This is a genomic window from Vibrio atlanticus (genome assembly GCF_024347315.1).
Taxonomy (GTDB): domain Bacteria; phylum Pseudomonadota; class Gammaproteobacteria; order Enterobacterales; family Vibrionaceae; genus Vibrio; species Vibrio atlanticus.
In genome coordinates this window covers 565,215-585,309 of the sequence record NZ_AP025461.1, presented here as the reverse complement: position 1 = coordinate 585,309, position 20,095 = coordinate 565,215, and the positions used below count along the sequence as shown (strand labels likewise).

Sequence of the window (20,095 nt, the reverse complement as noted above, 5' to 3'; positions counted from 1 at the left end):
TGTCTAGCTCTTGGGAGTGTTGTTAGGAGTCAAAAGAGGTCGTGTTTTACGGAAGGCATTTTTTACGCTGATTTTCCCCTCTTTCAGGGTAAACACATCAACCATACGAGCTTCGATGACGGTGCCATCAGGGTTAGTCGCAGAGAACGTTGATTCGCTTACCGCGCGGTCGCCACACACAAAGTGGACAGGGTCGCTCCAGGCTGCATCTGGAAAGTTCTGCCAAACCAATTCAAAGCTATTGCGAACGGCTTCGTACCCTTCGATAGTGTTGCCAAGTTCGCCTTCTCCTGCCACGGTGTGGAAGACACAGTCTTCGGTCATAAACGACATTAGCGCTTCAATATCATGGTTATTCCATGCATCACTAAAAGACTGTAAAAAGGCGGTGTCGACTTGGTTTTCCAGCACGAATGTCGCTGCATTGGTTTGCATATTCATATTCCAGAATCCTTTATGTTTTCGTTATTGGTTTAAATTTCAGTAGCTTTGCGCCACTTTTTATTAGAGTATTTAAACTAGATCTGTGAAAATTTAACAACTTGATAACAAGATTCGTCACTCTAACTTCGAGTTACTTTATAAACAATCTTTAAGCTCACAGATTTCATCTTTTTATAAATTAATTGGTGTTCTAATTTTATTTATCTCGTAATCACTAGATTTATATGAGCTCTAAATAAAATCAGTAGAAATATTAGACTTTAGTCGAAATCAAAATCTTGATGGTACTTTCGGCCATACTGCTCAAGCTGGCGATCATGAGTATTAACTTGTAATTCGATATTACCCTCACCTTTATTCGTTGCTTGATTGCTATCTACATGGGCTTCATTTTTTAAATCAGCCAGTGTCTCTTCAATATATTCTGTCGGTTCATTTAAAACATTCATGGAGATTAATTCCTTTATCAGGTTTACTTTCGCTGATGGAAGAATATGAACGGAGACTAGACCGTTTGAATATTCTTTCTCATCGTACAAAGGCTGAATGGCATCATTGCCACCTTCCTTAAATGGGTGAATGGAATACCACTTATCTTTTCGTTGCTCTTGCTGATCACAATCAGCCACATTGAATATCTGAGTCCTATTGAAGTCACAGGGTGAGTTAAAAACACTAACCTTATGATAATCAATGGCTTTAATAATATTGATACAGTCTTTACTTTGGCTATGACATACAGACCACAGCGCATTAATCAGGTTATCTGTCCACTCAAGTAAACGGGTTGGAAACCCCTGTTTCTTGGCTAAACACATCAATAACCAGTCGTTTATCTCGTGTGCACTCAACGAATGCCCGCCATAAACTCTCACGGTCGAGAGAAGTTCTTGTTCGACACGGCGAATATTCTTTCGATTTGAGCGACCTAAGCTTGGCATCAGGTTATTATTTTCATAATCACACACGTTATAAATCAAACCACGATACCCACTACACTCAGCAATGAGTGAATCGATTATTTCATACAGCTCTTCGAGTGAGCTTATATAACGTTTATTTTTCACAACATTCATACAATAAGTCACTTAATTTATATTCGGTAAAGTTAAAGCATTAATAATCACGTTAATCAATGGTTCAATTAGTTTCGTTGTAATTATTGAAAAATGACAATAGGTATATATCTTCGTCAAAAATGACCATTTATGGATCCATTAGTTAAGGATCGTACAATAATAATGAGTGACAAAATTTATATAGCTAGAACCACTTATGTACCGATGGAACATTTAATTAGTGTTCTAATGTTTAAGTAGAAATTATTGAACTAAGCGTTTACGTTCTTCACTTAAGCACTTTGCCAATACCCGTTAATATTGCCCGACCACGCTCTTTATAATGCGGTGGCCGGACAAACTTCCTATGACTTATACGTAATCTTTGTATTTATCTAGGAAACGAACCGGTGTTGATAGTGCATCTCGGCGGAACGGGTCGCCCAATTCTTGAGTACACATGATTTCAATGATGGTTGTTTTGCCTTCGTTCATCTGCATGTCGATGGCTTTTTGCAAGGTTGGACCTACATCTTCTAGCTTATCAACCGTGATACCTTCAGCGCCCATAGCTCTTGCGATTTCCGCAAAGCTTTGGTTTTCAAGTTCACCAGCAACAAAGCGTCGGTTGTAGAAGTCGACTTGATTCTTCTTCTCAGCACCCCATTGACGGTTGTGGAATACCACGGCTGTCACTGGAATGTTATGGCGAACACATGTCATGGTTTCCATCAAGCTCATGCCCCACGCACCATCGCCTGCATAAGAAATAGCGGGGCGATGAGGTGCCGCTGCTTTCGCACCAATGATGGTCGGGAACGCATAACCACAGTTGCCGAAACTCATTGCAGCAAAGAAGCTACGTGGTTTTTCAAAGCGTAAGTAGCTGTTTGCCACTGAGTTGATGTTACCGATGTCCGTCGAGACCATTACGTCTTCAGGCATCGCTTTTTCTAGCTCACGCAATACTTGGCGTGGGTGTAGATATTCGCCACCAGAGAACGGAGTCTCGTGTGAGTTTTCTTCAATCATATCTAAGCTGAACGAGTCACGTTCGTGTGTCCACTCATCAAGCTCTTTTTCCCACAGTGCTTTCTCTGTTGCGACTGTATCTTGACGAGCGCCTTTGTTGTCATCACACAACAGTGCGCGGCCTTCCAATCTTTCAGATAGAGCAACCGCAGCGGCTTTCGCATCACCACAGATACCAACCGAAATCTTCTTAACCAAACCAAGCATCTTATTGTCGGCATCAATCTGAATGATTTTCGCGTTCTTCGGCCAGTAGTCCATGCCATGTTGAGGCAAGGTACCAAATGGACCGAGACGTGTACCCAAAGCGATAACCACATCCGCTTGAGCCATCAACTTCATTGCTGCTTTCGAACCTTGGTAGCCTAGAGGGCCACACCATAATGGGTGACTCGCAGGGAAAGAGTCATTGTGTAGGTAGCTGTTCACTACGGGTGCGCCTAATCTTTCTGCCAGTGCCGCACACTCTTGAACTGCGTCAGCCATTACCACACCGCCACCAGAAATGATGACTGGGAATTTCGCTTCAGCTATCAGGTCTGCTGCTTCATTCAGAGATTTCTCGCCACCTGGACCACGGTCTAAACGCGCGGGTTTAGGGATCTCAGTTTGAGTTTCGCCGTAGAAATAGTCACGTGGAATATTCAGTTGAGTTGGACCCATTTCACTCATCGCGCGGTCAAAACATCGACCCGTGTATTCCGCCATACGGTCTGGGTGCGTTACGTGTCCTTGATACTTAGTGAACTCTTGGAACATTGGAAGCTGGTTACACTCTTGGAAACCACCTAAGCCCATTGTTTTAGTGCCTGTCTCTGGCGTCACAATGACGACCGGGCTATGTGCCCAGAACGCCGCTGCAATCGCAGTCACACAGTTACTAATACCTGGGCCATTTTGCCCGATAACTACGCCATGACGACCAGATACACGAGAGTAACCATCTGCCATGTGAGCAGCACCTTGCTCGTGTACCACTGGGACCAATCGAATGCCAGCAGGAGCAAAGATATCCATTGCGTCCATAAATGCTGACCCCATGATGCCGAACATATCGGTAACATCATTAGCAACCATAGTTTCAACGAACGCTTCTGATGGTGTCATTGTTACTGTGCCGGAAACAACCGTACGTTTTTCTTGCTCGCTCATTCTTCCATTCTCCTTGAGTTAACCAAAATTTCATTTTTCGGAATGAATTGTCTCTTTTTCGAATTCATTTTCACCTTAGTAGTAGAATTTTTGCGCGTCAACTTTTTATATTAAATTGGAACAATTCATTCTAATTAATAAAACTGGATCACATTATTGGTAGTTTTTCGTACAAAAAGTGCCATTAACTTAAGAGGAGCTGTTAATAATCGATGTCATATCGCGATAGCAGCGACAAGTGATGGGCTATATAGAGGGAAATATGATGAAAGAGGCGGAATTGATACCAACGCAACCAGTAAGTGTGAGAGAACGCTTTGGGATCGACAGCAATCTAACCGTGATGGCATTTGAACATGCGGGCGAATATGTGCCGAAAGTCAACCCTAATTACTGTTTTGACCCTGAAGTGACGCTGGCTATATTGGCGGGGTTCACCTCCAATCGTCGCACACTGATACAAGGTACACACGGAACGGGCAAGTCGTCTCACATTGAGCAAATTGCCGCGAGATTGAACTGGCCATGCTTGCGGATCAACCTAGACGGACACCTAAGTCGCTTGGATTTCATAGGTAAAGACAGCATCGTCATTAAAGACGGAATGCAGGTGACTGAGTTTAAAGAAGGCATTCTTCCTCAGAGCATTCAACAACCCATCGCACTGGTGTTAGATGAGTACGACGCTGGTCGTCCTGACGTGATGTTTGTGATTCAACAACTATTAGAACAAGACGGAAAATACACCTCTTTAGAACAAAACCGAGTGATCACGCCTCACCCTTCTTTCCGCCTGTTTGCTACCTGTAACACGCTTGGCTTGGGTAACTTCTCAGGTTTGTATTCGGGCACTCAAGTGCTTAACCACAGTCAGTTAGATAGATGGAACATCATCGCTACGCTCAACTATTTAGATCCACAGCATGAAACTAAGATCGTGTTATCCAAGCTTCCAGAGCTGAATAATGAGAGTGGCCGACAACTGGTTGAGAAAATGATCGCCACCGCAGGATTAACGCGTAACGGGTTTCGGGCTGGCGACCTTTCAACGGTGATGTCTCCGCGAACGGTGCTCACTTGGGCTGAAAACATCCAAATATTCAACGATGTAGCGACGGCATTTAGGTTGTCATTCTTGAATCGCTGTGAAGACGAAGAGAAAGAACTGGTTAGCGAATACTATTTCCGTTGCTTTGGTGAAGATTTAGAAACGCCTACTCAAAACTATTCACACTCGGAGTCGTAAACCATGGCCAATGTTTCTTCTCAGCAGAAAAAGATCCTCGATCTTGGGGTGTCTGTCGCCAGAGCGATCAGCGGTGAGTTGAGTCTGAATTATCGGGGAGAACGTCTCTATAAAGGCAATAGCCCCTGTTATTATCAGTCTGCACATACTAACGATCTCACCTTTGTGTCTCGCCATGAGTTGAAAAACAGCAAGCTTTCGATGCAAGGCAAGATCGATTCATCAGCATTACGACTCTTACTTTCAGATGCTGCTCTTCATTATTCATTGCGACCGAAAAACGAAGTCGAACGTCTGTTATATGATTTCTGCGAACAGGTACGAATTGAATCGCAAATTCCATCTTATTTAAGAGGTGTAACCACCAGCATTCAGTTCAATTTTGCGTATTGGAGCGACCAATATCATCAGAATGGCTTCACCGAATCACGAATCGGCATGTTGCTGTTTACACTGATGCAAGTCATCCACACCCGCTTAACCGGTGTCCCAGTTTCGGAGCCTATTGCTGAAACCATTGAATCGACTCGCGCTGGCATCGTGCCTACTTTTGGGCACAGCCTGAAGCGCTTAAAGCAACATAGAACCGACCAACAACAGTTTGCTCACTGCGCCAAGGAGCTTGCAGCCCTTGCACAAGAGTTAATAACCCAGGAACAAGAAAGTGCTAACTCGCCCACGCCTACGGTCGAAGAAGACATTAAGATCCTTGCGCAGCTTGCCTTGATTGTTGATGGTGACATTCAAGATGAAGACGTCGATACCGACATCACAGGCAGTAGCAAGGTATTCGAGCTTTCGGGCGCGAATTATCAGGTTTTTAATTCAGAATTTGATCAAGTCATCGCAGCAGACAAACTCGTCAGGCGCGCCCTATTACTCGAACTGAGACAAAAGCTCACCGATGACATCATGGCGAGACAAGTCAACACTCGCCGCTTAGCCGCTATGCTCACTCGCTTTGTTTCCACGCCACAAACGAACCGACGTCAGGACCATTTAGAAGAAGGCATTGTTAACGCCACTACCATCACCAAGCTCATCACTTCGCCATTGGATCGTACTGTCTTTTATCAACCTGATATCGGTGCATCTCATCAATGTGCCATCACGTTTTTGATGGACTGCTCAGGTTCAATGCAGAAACACAGTCACAAACTAAGTTTGCTGATGGATACGATTCTCAAATCCGTTGGACTGGCCAACATTCCATTTGAGATTATTGGCTTCACCACCAATAACTGGAATGGTGGCAAGGTTTATCGGCAGTGGCTTAAACAAGGTCAGCCGAAACACCCAGGCCGCTTAAACGAAGTTCGACATATTGTATTTAAAGATTTTGATACACATTGGAGACGCTCTCGCCTTGGCATTGCCAGCCTTCGGAAAGCAGATATCTTTAAAGAAGGGATTGATGGCGAAGCGGTGCAGTTCGCTAGTCAGCGGTTGCAACAGCACAGTGCAAAAAGAAAGGTTTTAATCGTGTTCTCAGACGGTTGTCCGATGGATACTGCCACCAGCACAGCCAACGATCAGTTCTATTTGGATAACCATCTCAAACAAGTGATCGAGCGTGAATCAAACAAAAACCATATCGAGATTCATGGTGTGGGAATGGGCGTCGATTTAAGCCCGTACTACCGCAGTAACATCACCTTAGATGTGCAGGAGAGTTGCTTATTTGGATTATCTAAGAGCGTATTTGAGATGCTAAAGCGTTAAGGTTTTTGTTTAACGTTAAGCTTTTTGTTTGGAGATGTACGCAGTGACCAATAACGTTTCGGGGAGTTGTGAAGTATCGGCTAGCAAGCCGCTAGCCTTTTATCAGAATGTTCTTAAGAGGTAGCAGCAACTAAAAGGCAGCGAGTAACTAAGAAATAACGAGCAATTAAAAGACAGCGAGCAACGACCATGCAGAGACAGCCATCAAATACCCACCAATCAACATCAACACAATAAACACCAGTTTTCTCAGTTGATCATTGGACAACGGCGGTGGGAAGCGCCGAGCAAACATAGTGACAAGTGCAACCAAGGGAACAGCAATAGCAGATAACCACAGTATGCTCGCTTCCATGTCGCCTGCCGCGTAGACATTGACAGTACGGGACATCGACGTACAAGCGAACACCATCAGCAGTGTGCTTCGCACTAGGTCGAGCGTAAAAGGTTGTCGATAGAGATGGTAAACAATCGGTGGGCCTGCCATCCCAAACAACCCACCCGCTAACCCGGAGCTAAAACCAGATAACAAAAACGATACGGTTGCCGAGCGGTCCTTTCTGGTTTTAGGTTTGAACATAAAGCTCAAACCTGCGAATAGCACCATCGCACCCAATAATCCTCGGAGAATATTCGTGGCCGAATCGCTCAACTCGTCTAGCAAGAACACCCCCATCGATACGCCGGGGATAATACCGATGACTAACACCACTAGAATCTTAAGTTCACCAAGCAGTGGCTTACCCATCAACGCGACCAAGCAATTGAACAAGGTCACGATGCTAACCACAGCGGCTATAACGGGTAAGGAAACCAAATTAAGGCTGACCGTTAAACCAATCACGATGATACCGAGGCCAAAACCCGTGACAGTTTGGAAGTAGGTACCCACCGCAATAGTGGCAAGAATGGCGAGTAAAACAGGTAACTCCATTAGCAATCCTAATTAGGTTGTTTGGGGTTGATTTGAATGTAAATATCAGCTTCAGGCACTAGATTTTAGTATCTAAAATCAAATGTCGATTCTTCTCTTCTTTCAGAATCAGCCGCCGCGTCAGTCGTTGAATTTGGTATTTTCCCTTGCTGCGCTTGTACGGCAGTCACCGCAATTACATTGAAGATATCTTCCGCGCCACACCCTCTGGATAAGTCATTGGCAGGCTGATTCAATCCTTGCAGTAACGGGCCAATCGCGACTGCGCCACCTAACCTTTCTGCGAGCTTATAGCCTATGTTCCCCGCTTCTAAATTAGGGAAGATCAATACGTTAGATTGGCCTTTCACTTCTGAATCGGGCAGCTTTTTCGCGGCTATTTCAGTAACAATCGCGGCATCGAGTTGAACGTCCTGATCGACAGCTATTCCGGGACAACGTTGTTTCACTAACTGAGCGGCATTACGAACCTTATCGACTGATTCGTGTTTCGCACTGCCGTTAGTAGAGAACGACAGCATTGCCACTTTAGGTTCTTCCATCAGTAGCGTTTGAGCACTGTTTGATGCCGCTACGGCAATCGAAGCCAGCTCGGTTTCATTGGGGTTAATCACCAAACCACAATCACTGAAAATCATGCCACCTTTAAGATTATGGAAAGGCTCGCACAACATCATCAGAAAGAAGCTAGACACCAATTCACTGTCTGGTGCTGGCCCAATAATCTGCAGCGCTGCTCTTACTACATCAGACGTGGTGTAAACCGCGCCATTGACTGTGCCGTCAACCAGCCCTTCTCGTACCATCAAGTTGGCAAAAACCAGTGGGTCTTTGACCTTCTCCAATGCATCTTCATAAGTCATGCCTTTGGCTTTTCTTAGTTCATAGAGCCGTTCAGCCAACACAGCTTTGAGTGCTGATGTTTGTGGTGACACAATATGAATGCCGACGAGATTAATGTGGTTCAACTGCGCCGCTTCGATAATCGCCTTTTCATCGCCGACTAGAGTGATGTAAGCGAGCTGTTTATCTATCGCCAATCGCGCCGCTTTGAGTACACGAGGGTCTTCTGCTTCGCTTAAAACCACTCGCTTACGATCTAAGTGAGCCTTATCAATAATCCGTTCAATCGCCTTCATCTTAAGTTCCATTTATTGAGATTAATTGTTCCATAATTTATATTTATATTATTGAAATAATAAAAAAGGTCAAATTTTATTCAGATAATTGAAGATTTTTAATTTGGTATGTACACTCTTATACATAGACATATCGCAAGGATGAATCACTGTATGCAAACAGAAACACCACAAGTTCAAGGAGATACGCCCACTCTCCGACTTTTTGCACTATTAGAGGTGATAGCGCAAAAAGATGAGTTTATTTCTCTTCAAGGGCTCGTCGAAGAAACCGGACTACCGAAACCAACTCTGCACCGCATGCTGCAACAATTAGAAGCTGCGGGTATTATTCAAAGAGATGGTGACGAAAAGCATTACAGCTCTGGTATTCGACTCAGAAAGCTTGCTGAAAACCTGCTGTTCAATAGCACCATGCACAGCGCACGACGTACTATTCTTGAAAACCTTCGAGCAGAAGTCGGCGAGAGCTGCAACCTAACGGCACTGTCGAGCGGTGAAATCATCTATCTTGATCGCGCAGAAACCGAAGCCCCGCTTCGCTTCCATCTACAACCCGGCTCTCGCGTGCCCGTACATTGCTCAGCCACAGGCAAATTGTTTTTGGCGCACATGTCGAAATCACAACGCAGAAGACTGATCGAAAGTGTGCCCCTCACTCAATACACAGTAAAAACCATCACCGACTATTCGACGCTAGAGAAAGACATCGAAGAAGCGAAGATCCAAGGTTTTGCTATTGATGATGAAGAATTCTTACCCGGTTTAGTCTGTATCGCTGTATTGATACCGTCTTCTACTGGTCAATCCAATCTTGGCTTAGCAATACAAGCGCCAGTGATTCGCGTAAAACCAGACGAAGCGATCAAGTTTCTGCCAGCTCTTCAAAAAGCAGCAAAAGCGCTCGCTAAAATCGAGTCTGATAACTGGGGCTAGTGAGCAGAACTATCTCAGAAAATGACCAAGATTAGCGAATCAACATCAATGAACTTCGACCAATCAACATTTGGTCGAAGTCATTTAATCACTCGCCAACCCGCACATAAGCAACACGTCTAAAGTAATCACAACAAAGGAATCACGATGCTAAACATTAAGAACCAGCACATACTCTCTTTTATAGTGACAGAAGCGAACAACGCAGTTGCAGTCACAAACCCAGCAACGGGTGAGCTTATTGGGCATGCGCCAATCTCATCCGAGGCGGAGTTAGCGAGCGCTATCGAACGTGCTCATGTTGCGCAGAAAGAGTGGGCAAAAATTCCCGCTAAATCCCGTGCTGCATTGCTAAGTGGTTGGCATCAACTGATCCTTGAAAACAAAGAAGATCTTGCTCGCCTAATGACCATTGAACAAGGTAAGCCGTTAGCAGAAGCGACAGGCGAAGTGGTTTATGGTGCTAGCTTTATTGAATGGTTCGCCGAAGAAGCCAAGCGTACTTATGGTGATTCTATTCCTAGTACCGTCGCTGGCAAACGCTTGGTGACCATCAAGCAACCTATCGGAGTCGCATGTGCCATTACGCCATGGAACTTTCCAATTGCGATGATCACTCGTAAAGCCGCTCCTGCCCTTGCTGCTGGCTGTAGTTTTATTGTGAAGCCCTCAGATGAAACGCCGCTTTCTGCATTTGCTGTGGTTGAATTGGCTTACCAAGCGGGCATTCCTAAAGATCTACTTCAAGTCGTACTTGGCGATAGCCCTGAACAGATTGGCGAGCTTTTCACATCACACTCACTGATCAAAAAGATCTCTTTTACTGGTTCGACTCGAGTCGGCAGTATCTTGATGGCTCAAGCGGCAAAAGGCATTAAGCGCACCTCAATGGAACTGGGTGGCAATGCACCGTTTATCGTGTTTGACGATGCGGACATCGACGCGGCCGTTCAAGGCGCAATGGCTTCAAAATTCCGTAATGCAGGCCAAACCTGTGTTTGTGCGAACCGTTTCTACATTCATAGCAAGGTGCATGACGAGTTTGTAGCGAAATTCGACCAAGCCGTTCAGCAGCTTAAAATTGGTAACGGATTAGATGAAGGCGTCACTATTGGCCCTGTTATCAGTGAAAGGGCGAAACAAAACATCCAAGGGTTGATTGACCGAGCGATTGAACAAGGTGCGCAGCCTGTAACCCCAACTCAAGCGCTTGACGGCTTGTTCATTCAACCTGTGATTCTTAAAGATGTGAAACACAGCATGGACATCGTTCAACAAGAGATCTTCGGCCCAGTCGCGCCTGTGATGAAATTTGAGACTGATGAAGAACTCATCGAGATGGCCAACGATACCATTTATGGTTTGGCATCTTACTTCTACAGCCAGAACATCCACCGCGTATGGCAGGTAGCAGAAGCGCTGGAATACGGCATGGTTGGCATTAATGACGGCATGATCTCGACTGAGGTTGCACCTTTTGGTGGGGTTAAGCAATCAGGGATTGGCCGTGAAGGCGCTAAAGAAGGCATCGATGAGTACATGGATATCAAGTATCTGTGCTTTGGTAGTAACTAGGTTTGGAAATAATTAAGTCTTAGTGAGCACTAACCTGCCCCATTCTCTCCCCTTCCCACACAAAAAAAAGCCGCGCTAAATTAGCGCGGCACCTTGGGCTCGGTTCAAATAGGGGTACTTCTTTTTTTATTATTTATTGTGCGGTTCCTTTCAGCTTCAGTCGCATCGCATGCAACACTGGCTCGGTATAACCACTAGGTTGAGCACAGCCTTCGAATACGAGCTGACAAGCCGCTGAGAAAGCAATGCTATTTTCAAAATCAGGCGCCATGTTTTGGTAGCTTGGATCCCCAGAGTTTTGCTCATCAACCACAGCTGCCATGCGCTTCATGGTTTTCATTACTTGGGCTTCCTCGCAAATACCGTGACGTAGCCAGTTAGCAATGTGTTGGCTTGAAATACGTAGCGTTGCGCGGTCTTCCATTAGTCCTACATCGTTAACATCAGGCACCTTCGAACAACCGACTCCTTGGTCAATCCAACGCACTACGTAGCCAAGAATACCTTGAGTATTGTTGTCCAATTCATTTTGGATATCTTTCGCAGTCAGCTTTTGATTACCTAATAGCGGGATAGTCAGAATATCGTCAACGTTCGCTCTCACACGCTCGCGAAGCTCTTTCTGGCGGCTTGGTACACTCACCTTGTGATAGTGCAAAGCATGCAAAGTCGCGGCAGTTGGAGAAGGAACCCAAGCGGTATTTGCACCTGCTTGTGGGTGTCCGATTTTCGCATCCATCATCTTCGCCATATTGTCCGGCTCTGGCCACATGCCTTTACCGATCTGGGCTTTACCTTGCAGGCCACAAGCTAAGCCAAGATCAACGTTCTGGTCTTCGTATGCGCCAATCCAAGTCATGGTTTTCAGCTGTGTTTTAGGAGCAAATGGGCCCGCTTCCATGCTGGTGTGAATTTCATCACCGGTTCGATCTAGGAAGCCTGTGTTGATGAATACAACACGATCTTTAGCCGCGCGGATACATTCTTTCAAGTTCACAGAGGTACGACGTTCTTCGTCCATGATGCCGACTTTGATTGTGAATCGATCTAGCCCTAGTGCATCTTCGATTCGACCAAACAACTCATTGGTAAACGCCACTTCTTCAGGGCCATGCATCTTAGGTTTAACAATATTGATGCTGTTCGCGGTCGAGTTTTGGTACGCACTGTTGCCTTTTAAATCATGCATCGCGATTAGTGAAGTGATCATGCCATCCATAATACCTTCAGGTACTTCGTTACCGTCAGCATCAATAATGGCAGGGTTGGTCATTAGATGGCCCACGTTGCGAATAAACAACATGCTGCGGCCTTTCAGCGAGATCTCGCCTCCCGTCACGCTGGTGTATTGACGATCTGGGTTGAGGTTACGAACGATGGTCTTGCCATTTTTCTCTAGCGACTCTTGTAAGTCACCTTTCATCAAGCCTAACCAGTTACGGTAAGCCAATGCTTTGTCTTCACCATCAACCGCTGCTACCGAATCTTCGCAATCCATAATGGTGGTGAGAGCCGATTCCACCAACACATCTTTAATACCAGCCACATCAACGCTGCCAATTGGCGCGCTCGGGTCGATTTGAATTTCAATATGTAGGTTGTTGTGCTTAAGCAGAATACTTGAAGGCGCACTCGCATCACCTTGGTAACCAATGAACTGGTTGCGATCGATTAGAGTGACTTCTTCGCCGTTGTCTAAGGTCGCTGTCAGTGTATTGCCAATGCTGACGTTGCTGATGCTGTATTTGGTTACGTCTTTATGGGAAACACCGTTTAACGGTGCAGCATCATCAAGGAAGCCTCGAGCGTAGCTCACTACTTTAGCGCCACGAACCGGGTTAAAGCTGCCACCCTTTTCGGCACCATCACTTTCACTGATAACATCGGTTCCGTAGAGCGCATCGTATAAACTGCCCCAACGCGCATTCGCCGCGTTAAGTGCAAAACGTGCATTCATAATAGGCACAACGAGCTGTGGGCCCGCTTGTGTTGCAATTTCAGGCTCTACGCTTGCGGTGGTTACTTGAAAGTCTTCGCCCTCAGGGACTAAGTAGCCTATCTGCTGTAAGAACTCTTTGTACTCTGCCGCATCTAGGGTCTGGCCTGCACGCTCTTGGTGCCAGACGTCAATTTGATGTTGAAGGTCGTCGCGCTTAATAAGCAATGCGCGGTTCTTTGGAGCCAAATCTTCAAGGATGGTTGCAAAAGATTGCCAAAAGTCTTCAGCGACAATGCCTGTCCCAGGAATGACCTGATCATTAATTAATTGGTAGAGGGTGCTATCAATGTTCAAGCTTCCCTGTTGAATACGACTGCTCATAAAATCTCTCTCAAACTAACTGATGGCTACTCAATAAATTTTCGTGACTAGCTCAAATTTACTTTACTAACTTAAACTTACTCAACGGACATAAATTTAGCTAATTTATGCCAGTTATACTGGATATTCATATAAAAAATACCCTACAAACTGTGTTATTCCGTCACACCACTCTCTATTTCATTGGCGACACTTTTAATCAATCGGCGCATCCATTGATGGTCTGGATTGGTTTGTAATAATGGACTCCAAGCCATTTTCACCTCGAAGGGTTCAATAGCAAATGGCGCAGGTTTGATTAACAATCGAGGGTTGTTGCGCTGCAATTGCGCCGCTTTGGTTGGAATGGTCAGGATCAGGTTCTTCTGTTGAGCGAAGAGAATCGCCGACAGGTAGTGTCGTGTGAACACCGTGATATTACGCGTTTTGCCAATGCGCATTAGTGCTTCATCTATCCAACCAAGTTTTTGCGCTTCGCTTGGGTTGATCCCGACACCTGTGCCCATACCCGTCTTACTTACCCAAATATGCTGCGCCTTTAGATAAGACAAAATATCGAAGTTGTCGGCTATCGGGTTATCACAGCTAAATAGGCAAGAGAACCCGTCGTGCCAAAGGCTCATCTGATGGAACGACTGTGGAATGTCGTCAAAACGGTTGATGATAATATCAACAGTGCCTTGCTCCACATCCTGATAACTCACGTCACTTGGCGTCATGATATCCAAGCGTATTTTCGGTGCTATCTCGCTCAACTTTTTCAATAGCGGCTGAATAATGGTCGACTCAGCATAGTCACTCGCCATGATACGAAACACACGCTCACTGTCTTCTGCATTAAACTCCGTGGTCGGCTGCAATGTCTTTTCTACATTAGCCAAGATGTTTCGAATCAATGGCTGCAGTTTATGTGCTCGCTCGGTCGGTATCATCCCTTCACTGGTTCTCACCAACAGCGGGTCTTCAAATAAATCACGCAATCGACGCAGGCCATTACTCATGGCTGGCTGAGTTATTCCTAACTGATTTGCTGCTCGTGTTACGTTTCTTTCACGCAGCAACATGTCTAAATACACAAGTAAATTAAGGTCTATACGAGCAATATTCATAAGAAAAATACCGAATATAATAACTATAAATTAACAAAATTATCACATATATGGTTATTCTTTGTCCATGGTTAGATTTAATCCAAATCGAATGACCTCGCCAAATTGGCCAACATGTCCACGTGAAACTAAGGAATAGTTATGTCGCAAATTACACAAGATATCGAAAAGATTGAAGTTGCAAAAAGCGCTGCTGGTGCTCCATGGGATGCAATCAACCCTGAATCTGCAGCTCGTATGCGAGCTCAAAACAAATTCAAAACAGGTCTGGATATTGCGCAATACACGGCAGATATTATGCGTTCAGACATGGCGGCTTACGACGAAGACAGCTCTCAATACACTCAATCACTGGGTTGCTGGCATGGTTTCATCGGCCAACAAAAGCTGATTTCTATTAAGAAGCACTTTGATGGCAAGACAGACCGTCGTTACCTATACCTTTCAGGTTGGATGGTAGCAGCACTTCGCTCTGACTTCGGTCCACTTCCAGACCAATCTATGCATGAAAAAACGTCAGTTGCTGGCCTAGTAGAAGAGCTATACACCTTCCTACGCCAAGCGGATGCTCGTGAACTAGGTGGCTTGTTCCGTCAGCTAGACGCAGCACGTGAAGCGGGTGATGTGAATCAACAAGACCTTATCCAAGACAAAATCGACAACCACGTAACACACGTAGTGCCAATCATTGCCGATATCGATGCAGGTTTCGGTAACGCAGAAGCGACTTACCTAATGGCTAAGCAAATGATTGAAGCGGGTGCATGTTGTCTACAAATCGAAAACCAAGTAGCCGATGAGAAGCAATGTGGTCACCAAGACGGCAAAGTAACGGTTCCTCATGCTGATTTCCACGCAAAACTTCGCGCACTTCGTTACGCTTTCCTTGAACTAGGCATCGACAACGGCATCATTGTTGCTCGTACCGATTCACAAGGTGCTGGCCTAACAAAAGAAATCGCGGTAGTGAAAGAACCTGGCGACCAAGGTGATATCTACAACTCATACCTAGATGTTGAAGAGATTGATGTTGCAGATATGGCTGAAGGTGATGTTTGCTTCAACCGTGACGGCAAGCTAGTTCGTCCTAAGCGTCTGCCTTCAGGCTTATACCAATTCCGCGAAGGTACTGGTGAAGACCGCTGTGTATTCGACTGTATTGAAGCAATCAACGCGGGTGCTGACCTTCTTTGGATTGAGACTGAGAAACCACACATCGGTCAAATCAAAGAGATGATGGACGGCGTACGTGAAGTTCACCCTAATGCGAAACTGGTTTACAACAACTCTCCATCATTCAACTGGACATTAAACTTCCGCCAACAAGCATACGATGCAATGGCAGCAGCAGGTAAAGATGTATCAGCTTACGACCGTGCAAGCCTAATGAGTGCGGAATACGATGAAACTGAACTGTCTGCAAGCGCTGACGAGAAGATTCGTACATTCCAAGCAGACGCATCTCGCGAAGCGGGTATCTTCCACCACTTGATTACTCTGCCGACTTACCACACAGCAGCACTGTCTACCGACAACCTTGCAAAAGAATACTTCGGTGACCAAGGCATGTTGGGCTACGTTGCTAATGTTCAACGTAAAGAGATTCGCCAAGGTATCGCATGTGTTAAACACCAAAACATGTCTGGTTCAGACATGGGTGATGACCACAAAGAATACTTTGCTGGTGAAAATGCACTAAAAGCAGCGGGTGAAGCGAATACGTCTAATCAATTTGATTAATCGTTAACAGCGTTTCCCTTCTAGAATCTCCCCTTCCCTTTTCCCTGTTAGGTACCGGGAGGGAGGAGGTTTTGGGATGAAGCTTGTACTGCCGGCTTCATCTCAAAGCCTCAGATTTGTGTTCCACACCACTGTGACCCTGAAAAATTCTGTTTAAACTGATCACATTCCTGTTTGTTGATTTTCCTATTTATTGATATGCCTATTTATTGAGAGTGCCTATGACTTCAATACCGACACACCTACAAGATGCTAAAACACTGCTGTCAGAAAATGGTTTCGCTACTGGTGATACTTGGTATCACGGCACATCTTCAGCCTTGCTCGCTTCAATCCAAGGCCAAGGGCTGAAACGCTCAGGAGACAAAGCACTCAATGAAGCCGCTTCAAAAACCATGGCAACGATTGGCAATAACTACACAGAATCCGTTGAGCCCGTTTTCTTAACTCAGAGCAAAGAACTGGCCTACTACTGGGCTCAGCAAACCATTCGCGAACGCAGCACTCGTTTTGAGGGTGAAGAGCAACCTATCGTGTTAGCCGTCAATCTATCTGACAAGCAACAAGCAAAAGTCAGACCGGACGTTGGCGCAATGAGCCTGTTGATGATGAGTGTTGGCGAGCAATTCATGTCTCACCTCACCGAGATCTATCAAGAGAACAACATTGCAGGCCCCGACATCGAGCTTCGCTCAGCCGATCGTATGGACTATCTGAATAAACTTGGGATGGCCTACATTGATGAAGACATCAGCCGAGCTTGTGTTCAAGAGTTATCGGAACCCGCATTGGCAAACTAGTAACGTTTAAAAACGCCTCTAAGTAGAATAAAAATGGCTCCTAATTAGGCTGTCTCTTGATCACAAGTCTGGTTAATCAAGAGACTTAGCGAGTTCATACCCTTCAAGGATGGTTTGTAACCTAAACCATCCTTGCCATAACGTCTTTATAGAAGCACGACCTGTTCGCTTGGTATTCTTCCAACCACCTAACCGAGCAATACCGTTGTAAGCCCATGATATATTAGGCGCTTCTTTCGGTAGTTTTTTGCTCTCCAACTTGAGCCACATTAACTTCCACGCTTTGCCTTTTAATACCTGCTCACAACTGGTCTTAGATAACTCGTCTGATTCATTCATAAACCTCAATTGGAGTAACCGAGTCGCGATAAAAGCCAAAACGACGCTGAGCCTTTCTAAGTTATCCTTACTTTGCATTCTCAGTTGCTCAACTTCAGTCCCTTCACTTTTCCAGACTTTATGAAAATCTTCTATTAGCCAGCGCCGCTCATAATAACTGACGATTTTGAGTGCCTCTTCCTTGCTCGTTATCGGCTCTGAAGTCAGTAAGTGCCATGCGAGCTTATTACCACTCTCTCCTTGTTCTATACATCCCACGTAGTAAAGCGGAATGTTATCGAACTCTTTCTTGTTAGCAGGAGACTTGAGTGTCACGGGGGCATATTTGATATCTAAATGAGCCTTGCGAGCTTTACGACCGCCTTTTTGCGGTATTTCGAGCACTTTCTCTCCGGCTGATAACAGGGTAGAGGCATAGCTATAAAGACGATTATCATGCTCTTCAATACAGCGGCTTTGCATTGAGCGAACGAGGAACCTTTGTTGTTGCTCTCGCTTGTAAGTGAGGTATTCAAATAGGTCGGCTTCTCTATCGCACACAGAAATGACATCCGAAATTTTATCGCCAAGTCGCTCAGCGACATGGCGAGAGGCTTGTTCCCACTTATAACTTTCTTTCTCTTTGTATGGTCGAGTCGCATGCTGGTGCCTTTGACCTCGCTTTTCTATATCACGAGTCCAGCGCTGTTGTTCAATTAAACCAATAACAGATTGAGTGTCGGGAGCAAAAAGTAAGGTTGAGTGTACGAACATGGCGCGATGTCGATTGCCTTGATTGGAGTGCCCGAGTTCATCTCGAATGCTGCGATGGGAGTAACTGAGAGAAGTGGTGTCTTCTAAGGCAAGAAGTGTCTGTTGCTCTAATGCTTCTTGTGCAGTGACATAAAAACCCGCCTCTGCGATATCTTCTGCTTTGATTTGCTCATTACGGATGAAGCGATAAGCCCCTTCCATTTCAGCAGGGGAGATAATGAGTTTCGAGACGGGTACGCCAGGTTGCTCGGCCAGTGAGGCTGCGAGAGCAACGAGTCTTTGAGTGCGTCTAGGGTCATTAAGGTGGGCTTGACCGAACTGTTTTTGTGCCCAAAGGGTTGGCTCTATATAGGTCATGATAATCATCCTTGTCATTGCTTAGATGATCAGATCATGAAACCTAAAAATAGTTCAAAAAAAATCCCCAAGCGTGGCTTAGGGATTTGTGTATAAGAGACAGCCACATGGAGCCTTTAAAGTGTACTGAATCAGCCAGGAATTTCTAATAAGGAAAATTTATTTATGGACCTTCGCGATTTTTATTCCATGTCTCCAGAAAAAATTTTAATTGAACCAGGCAACAACTCGTTCTTTCAAGCTCGCATTCTTTCTCCAAATCCAATACAAACCTTCTTCTAGCTCTTCAACACTCATACGACTTGGTTGGTAAACCGGGTGACTACCATCGTACTGAGACCAATCTTTAGTGAGAAGTCTCCCCTCTCGCTCTAACTTATTAAAAGACTCTGAACCGGGAAACGGAATCATATAATGCGGGATGACCTTATCAATCTTGATATCTTCAACGAACTTCTGCGTCTGTTTGAAGATAGAAGTATCGTGTTCATCAAAACCGAACAAGAAGTCTCCCCATACCTCAATGCCATGTGATCTTATCTCAGCAATGTATTCTTTCATCTTAGAGGGTTTCACAAAGCCTTTCTTTTGCGCCTTTAATGCCTCTTCAGAAGGAGTTTCTATACCTAACAATACCGCTTTGAATCCTGCTTTCACCGCAGCACTAAGCAATTCGGTGTCACGAGCAATCAAGACTGTCGTTTCCCCATAGAAGCTCATGTTAAGCGGCTCAATGGCTTTAAATAGTGCCAAAGCATATTCACGGTCATGAGTGATATTGTCGGAGTGTAACTCAACCCACTCAATACCTAATGTCTTGAGATCCGCTAACTCGCTGACGATATTTTCGATTGGCCTTTTCTGGAACTTATCAAAGAACCTTGGCACCAAACAGAAGTTACATTTAAATGGGCAACCTCTTGTCACAACTACTGACCATGTATAATTGTACGCTTCAGGATTGATGATATTTGTTGGGTATGAATTGAGCATACTGAGATCGACAGGCTCGGAGCTTTCATAAATAGGCTGTAGCGAACCAAACTCTGCGTCACGTAGTAACTGAACCCAGTAGTTCTCAACTTCTCCCATCGCCAAACAATCCGCATATACTGCCGCTTCTGCAGGGTTAAACTGAGTATGTAACCCCCCGAGTATGACTGTTTTGCCTTTTTTCTTATATTGAGAAGCTAGCTCATAAGCCCGATAAGCATCTGGAGTCGACATAAATATCACCACCAAATCTGCATCATTATAAAGGTCGGCTTTTGCACCTATAGTTTCATCAACCATATCTAACTCGTACCATTTTGGTGTTGCCGCAGCGGCTGCAAATATGTTTTGTGGAGGACCTCCTGTCGAGGCTTTATATTTTGAGTAATCGCTGCCAGCAGATGCTTTAATTAAATAGATTTTCATAACGTTTCCTAATTATTCAC

At 45.1% G+C, this 20,095-nt stretch carries 15 protein-coding genes; 6 read left to right on the top strand and 9 right to left on the bottom strand.

Annotated elements, in window-relative coordinates:
• Positions 1 to 3: 3 nt before the first annotated feature.
• From OCV30_RS18285 to xsc, 3 genes are all read right to left on the bottom strand, one after another.
• On the bottom strand, positions 4 to 441 hold the full coding sequence (locus tag OCV30_RS18285; RefSeq protein ID WP_016767899.1) for a nuclear transport factor 2 family protein: 438 nt from the start codon (positions 439 to 441) through the stop codon (positions 4 to 6).
• A gap of 263 nt (positions 442 to 704) precedes the next feature.
• Positions 705 to 1,520, bottom strand: a complete 816-nt coding sequence (locus tag OCV30_RS18280) for an FRG domain-containing protein (protein ID WP_065678124.1) — start codon at positions 1,518 to 1,520, stop codon at positions 705 to 707.
• 354 nt (positions 1,521 to 1,874) lie between these two features.
• A complete protein-coding gene (gene xsc, locus OCV30_RS18275; RefSeq protein ID WP_004731917.1) occupies positions 1,875 to 3,686 on the bottom strand; it encodes a sulfoacetaldehyde acetyltransferase in 1,812 nt (603 codons plus the stop codon).
• A 262-nt stretch (positions 3,687 to 3,948) separates the two neighbouring features.
• Here xsc and OCV30_RS18270 point away from each other — a divergent pair, with 262 nt between their 5' ends.
• Both OCV30_RS18270 and OCV30_RS18265 read left to right on the top strand, forming a co-directional pair.
• A complete protein-coding gene (locus OCV30_RS18270) occupies positions 3,949 to 4,932 on the top strand; it encodes an AAA family ATPase (RefSeq protein ID WP_065678123.1) in 984 nt (327 codons plus the stop codon).
• A 3-nt stretch (positions 4,933 to 4,935) separates the two neighbouring features.
• Positions 4,936 to 6,654, top strand: coding sequence for a cobaltochelatase CobT-related protein (locus tag OCV30_RS18265; RefSeq protein WP_065678122.1), 1,719 nt, complete (start codon positions 4,936 to 4,938; stop codon positions 6,652 to 6,654).
• Between the two features lie 166 nt (positions 6,655 to 6,820).
• Here the strand turns inward: OCV30_RS18265 and OCV30_RS18260 are convergent, their stop codons facing one another.
• Positions 6,821 to 7,588, bottom strand: a complete 768-nt coding sequence (locus tag OCV30_RS18260; RefSeq protein WP_065678121.1) for a sulfite exporter TauE/SafE family protein — start codon at positions 7,586 to 7,588, stop codon at positions 6,821 to 6,823.
• A 65-nt stretch (positions 7,589 to 7,653) separates the two neighbouring features.
• Positions 7,654 to 8,727, bottom strand: a complete 1,074-nt coding sequence (pta, locus tag OCV30_RS18255) for a phosphate acetyltransferase (RefSeq protein ID WP_065678120.1) — start codon at positions 8,725 to 8,727, stop codon at positions 7,654 to 7,656.
• A gap of 153 nt (positions 8,728 to 8,880) precedes the next feature.
• Between pta and OCV30_RS18250 the strand changes: the two genes are divergently transcribed.
• Positions 8,881 to 9,663 (top strand): IclR family transcriptional regulator, encoded by a 783-nt coding sequence (locus tag OCV30_RS18250; protein ID WP_016790487.1) that lies wholly within the window; start codon positions 8,881 to 8,883, stop codon positions 9,661 to 9,663.
• Between the two features lie 147 nt (positions 9,664 to 9,810).
• Positions 9,811 to 11,238 (top strand): NAD-dependent succinate-semialdehyde dehydrogenase, encoded by a 1,428-nt coding sequence (locus OCV30_RS18245; RefSeq protein WP_065678119.1) that lies wholly within the window; start codon positions 9,811 to 9,813, stop codon positions 11,236 to 11,238.
• 133 nt (positions 11,239 to 11,371) lie between these two features.
• On the opposite strand, the gene OCV30_RS18240 is transcribed toward OCV30_RS18245, so the two are convergent.
• Together OCV30_RS18240 and OCV30_RS18235 are read right to left on the bottom strand one after the other, a co-directional pair.
• Entirely contained in the window at positions 11,372 to 13,558 is a 2,187-nt protein-coding gene (locus OCV30_RS18240; RefSeq protein WP_065678118.1) for a malate synthase G, read from the bottom strand.
• A gap of 155 nt (positions 13,559 to 13,713) precedes the next feature.
• Positions 13,714 to 14,667 (bottom strand): LysR family transcriptional regulator, encoded by a 954-nt coding sequence (locus OCV30_RS18235; protein ID WP_009845781.1) that lies wholly within the window; start codon positions 14,665 to 14,667, stop codon positions 13,714 to 13,716.
• A 141-nt stretch (positions 14,668 to 14,808) separates the two neighbouring features.
• Here OCV30_RS18235 and OCV30_RS18230 point away from each other — a divergent pair, with 141 nt between their 5' ends.
• Positions 14,809 to 16,407, top strand: coding sequence for an isocitrate lyase (locus OCV30_RS18230; RefSeq protein ID WP_065678117.1), 1,599 nt, complete (start codon positions 14,809 to 14,811; stop codon positions 16,405 to 16,407).
• Positions 16,408 to 16,628: 221 nt separating this feature from the next.
• Complete coding sequence (locus tag OCV30_RS18225; RefSeq protein ID WP_029404990.1) at positions 16,629 to 17,207, top strand: hypothetical protein; 579 nt, start codon at positions 16,629 to 16,631, stop codon at positions 17,205 to 17,207.
• A gap of 72 nt (positions 17,208 to 17,279) precedes the next feature.
• On the opposite strand, the gene OCV30_RS18220 is transcribed toward OCV30_RS18225, so the two are convergent.
• Positions 17,280 to 18,656, bottom strand: coding sequence for an IS4 family transposase (locus OCV30_RS18220; RefSeq protein ID WP_102305277.1), 1,377 nt, complete (start codon positions 18,654 to 18,656; stop codon positions 17,280 to 17,282).
• Positions 18,657 to 18,863: 207 nt separating this feature from the next.
• Entirely contained in the window at positions 18,864 to 20,075 is a 1,212-nt protein-coding gene (locus tag OCV30_RS18215; protein WP_065678469.1) for a B12-binding domain-containing radical SAM protein, read from the bottom strand.
• Between the last annotated feature and the right edge of the window lie 20 nt (positions 20,076 to 20,095).